The organism is Dietzia sp. SLG310A2-38A2, from assembly GCF_014145095.1.
Taxonomy (GTDB): Bacteria; Actinomycetota; Actinomycetes; order Mycobacteriales; family Mycobacteriaceae; genus Dietzia.
This window is the reverse complement of the sequence record NZ_JAALDX010000086.1, coordinates 1-3258: the sequence shown is the minus strand read 5'-3', so window position 1 is coordinate 3258 and position 3258 is coordinate 1. Positions and strand designations below refer to the sequence as shown.

Below are 3258 nucleotides of genomic sequence, written 5' to 3'. Positions count from 1 at the left end.
GCCGCCAGCGCGGCACGGGCGGCCCGGAGAGCCGCCTCCACGTCGTCCTCGCAGCCGACGAGCGGGGAGACGCCGACGTCGAGCAACCGGTCCTGCAGGTCCCGCAGGTCGTGTCGGCGCAGGGTCGCGTAGTCGACGAGGTTCAGGGCGCCGCCACGGTGGGTCGGGGCCACCTGCTCCATGTCCGCCGCCCGCTCTGCGCGGCCGGGGGCGAGGTCGCCCAGGATGGAATCGAGTTCACGGGTCAGGTCGGAGTACACCCGCCCAGTCTCGTCGCCCGCGGACCGTGAGAGCGGCCCGGAACCGAGGTGGAACAGCGAATTCACCTACCGGACACCCCGTGGGGGTGACGGACCGGCTCTGAGACTGTAGGGTTCTTCTCAGTAGTTGAAAACGTACGTTGTATTTCTGTAGATCCACCGTTCTTGCGAGAGAACGATGCGGCACCGCAGGGAAACACACAGCACGCTCTCTGCTGCATCATCTGGTACTCCGACAAGCGGAGTGCCGACTCTCGAAAGGACGCCAATATGGCTACCGGCACCGTTAAGTGGTTCAACGCTGACAAGGGCTTCGGCTTCATCGCCCCGGACGACGGCTCCGCCGACGTCTTCGCGCACTTCTCCGCCATCCAGGGCTCGGGCTACCGCTCGCTCGAGGAGAACCAGCAGGTCTCCTTCGACGTCGCGCAGGGCGCCAAGGGCCTGCAGGCGGAGAACATCACCCCGATGTGATCTGACGTCAGAGCAATCTGACGCCGCATCGACGTGAGGGCCCGGCCCGGGAGAAATCCCGGCCGGGCCCTTTCGCATGCCCGAAACACTTCGGCAGACGGGAGTCCCCGCAGCCCTCGTGAGCGGCAGCGCCCCCAGCAGCCCCCGCGACCTCAGATCGGGCAGGCCACTCCGCTGCGGACGTGGCAGTCGTAACCGCCGGGGTTCTTGACCAGGTACTGCTGGTGATAGTCCTCGGCGTAGGCGAACACACCGGACCGGACTTCGCCGAGCAGCCCGAACTCGGTGGTCAGGGGCCCGTGGCCGGCCGCGTCCAGTTCCTTCTGATACGCGGCCCCCAGCCGACGGGCCGTCTCCAGTTGCGCGGTCGTGGTGGCGAACACAGCAGACCTGTACTGCGTCCCCATGTCGCTACCCTGTCGCATCCCCTGGGTGGGGTCGTGCCACTCGAAGAACGTGGCGAGCAGCCGCTCGACCGGCAACACCTCGGGGTCGAACACCACCAGGACGGCCTCGGTGTGGCCCGTCGCGCCCGTACAGGTCTCCTCATAGGTGGGGTTGGGTGTCCATCCACCCGCGTAGCCGACGGCCGTGGTCCACACCCCCTCGAGCTGCCAGAGGATCTTCTCCGCACCCCAGAAGCAGCCCATCCCCAGCACTATCGATTCGTGCCCCTCGGGGAACGGCGGCACCATCGGGTTGCCGGTGACGATGTTGGTCGGCGCCACCGCGACCGGCTCAGACCTGCCCGGCAGTGCCGAGTCAGCATCGATCACCTCGGTCCTGGTGCGCATCGTCGATTGCCTGATCGCGTCCTGTAGCCAGCCCATGCAGCCAGGGTAACCCTGTAGCGGCAGCGTGATCCGGACGTGATGTGACGAACACCATAGTTCGCGCTAGGGTGGGCCGCAGATCGACCAGTGGGGAGCTCGACGTGACCGCTTCAAAGCCCGCCGCACAGCAGCTGCGCGACATCCTCGACCGCGGCTCGTCCCAGCCTTTCGAGGGGTCGGGGTGCAGCGACCACGTCAGTCACCGGAACCTCGCCGTCAGCGTCCTCACCGCCGCCCTGCTGCTCCTCGCGCTCATCGCGATCCTCGCCGTCTGATCGGCGCCCACCCCGTCACGTCAACCCCTCGCGGGCCACTCTGACCAGCAGTGGGGCCCGCGGCGCGCACTCGTCTTCCGGGAGCTCCGCGACGCTCCGGACCTCGTCAGCCGTCAGCCAGCGGGCCTCGGCGATCTCCGCCCGGGGCTCCATGCGCCGATCCGTCTCCGCGGCGAAGACCTCGGAGACCAGCCTGAACCCGGGCTCGTTCGCTGTCGCGGTGTCGAACCGCCCGATCGGGGTCAACAGTTCCGGAGCGAGCGTCAACCCCAGTTCCTCCCCGAGCTCGCGCACAGCGCAGTCCAACGGGGACTCCCCCGGTTCCCACTTGCCACCGGGGAGCATGAATCGGTCCGTGCCCGTCTTGCGCACTGTCACCACCGCCCCGTCCGGCCCGGTCAGGACCACCGCGGAGACGGAGATGACGCGGATGGCGTTCGAATCAGAATGATCCACGTCCACGATCATGGCAGGTCGGGCCGGTACTCACGGAGCTCCGGTGCCGGTGGCCGACACCGCCGGTGTGCGATCACTATGGTGGGAACCGGACGTCGTGACGGGCGCCATGGGCAGGTCCCACGCGCAGCCCGTCACCCAACTGAGAGGACTCACCACTATGGCCGAGTACGTTCTTCCCGATCTCGCCTACGACTACGGCGCGCTGGAGCCGCACATCTCCGCCGAGATCATGGAGCTCCACCACTCCAAGCACCACGCCACCTATGTCAAGGGCGCCAACGACGCGCTCGAGCAGCTCGCCGCCGCGCGCGAGGACGGCAGCATCTCCACCAAGGCCCCGCTGCTCAGCAAGAACCTGGCCTTCCACCTCGGTGGCCACACCAACCACTCGGTGTTCTGGCAGAACATGTCGCCCGACGGTGGCGACAAGCCCGAGGGCGAGCTGGCCTCCGCGATCGACGCCGAGTTCGGTTCGTTCGACAAGTTCCAGGCCCACTTCAACGCCGCCGCCACCACCCTGCAGGGGTCCGGCTGGGCGGTCCTGGGCTGGGACCACATCGGGCAGCGCCTGATCATCCAGCAGCTGACCGACCAGCAGGGCAACATCTCGATCAACATGACCCCGCTGCTCATGCTGGACATGTGGGAGCACGCCTTCTACCTCCAGTACAAGAACGTCAAGCCGGACTACGTCAAGGCCTGGTGGAACGTCGTGAACTGGGCGGACGTCGCCGAGCGTTACGCCGCCGCCAAGAGCTGACCACTCCGAGCCGACGAACGGGCCCCCGCGCAGTTGCGCGGGGGCCCGTTCTCGTCCAACGAGACGCGCGGGCCCGGCCCCGCCCACCCGGGCACTTTCGGTCAAGCGTCCAGTTGGGTACCCTGGCTCCCCATGGGGTGACCAAGGTCACCAGCCGTCCGCGTATCCCGGGAGCCCGATGCCGATGTCTCACCACG

General features: G+C 67.7%; 5 protein-coding genes and 1 pseudogene. 3 read left to right on the top strand and 3 right to left on the bottom strand.

Annotated elements, in window-relative coordinates:
• Positions 1-326: pseudogene (locus G6027_RS03620) on the bottom strand (hypothetical protein); the annotation flags it as partial.
• Positions 327-530: 204 nt separating this feature from the next.
• On the opposite strand from G6027_RS03620, the gene G6027_RS03615 reads away from it, so the two are divergent.
• Positions 531-734 carry a cold-shock protein gene (locus tag G6027_RS03615; RefSeq protein WP_007629661.1) on the top strand — a complete coding sequence of 68 codons (204 nt, stop codon included), beginning with the start codon at positions 531-533 and terminating at the stop codon, positions 732-734.
• Positions 735-886: 152 nt separating this feature from the next.
• Here the strand turns inward: G6027_RS03615 and msrA are convergent, their stop codons facing one another.
• Positions 887-1564 carry a peptide-methionine (S)-S-oxide reductase MsrA gene (gene msrA, locus G6027_RS03610; protein ID WP_206682459.1) on the bottom strand — a complete coding sequence of 226 codons (678 nt, stop codon included), beginning with the start codon at positions 1562-1564 and terminating at the stop codon, positions 887-889.
• A gap of 104 nt (positions 1565-1668) precedes the next feature.
• Here msrA and G6027_RS03605 point away from each other — a divergent pair, with 104 nt between their 5' ends.
• Complete coding sequence (locus G6027_RS03605) at positions 1669-1842, top strand: hypothetical protein (protein WP_182635483.1); 174 nt, start codon at positions 1669-1671, stop codon at positions 1840-1842.
• A gap of 15 nt (positions 1843-1857) precedes the next feature.
• Here G6027_RS03605 and G6027_RS03600 read toward each other — a convergent pair whose 3' ends face one another.
• The gene (locus G6027_RS03600; RefSeq protein WP_346995618.1) at positions 1858-2298 is read right to left on the bottom strand and encodes an NUDIX domain-containing protein; all 441 of its coding nucleotides are present in this window, start codon (positions 2296-2298) and stop codon (positions 1858-1860) included.
• A 160-nt stretch (positions 2299-2458) separates the two neighbouring features.
• Here G6027_RS03600 and G6027_RS03595 point away from each other — a divergent pair, with 160 nt between their 5' ends.
• Positions 2459-3061 carry a superoxide dismutase gene (locus G6027_RS03595; protein ID WP_182635485.1) on the top strand — a complete coding sequence of 201 codons (603 nt, stop codon included), beginning with the start codon at positions 2459-2461 and terminating at the stop codon, positions 3059-3061.
• Positions 3062-3258 lie beyond the last annotated feature (197 nt).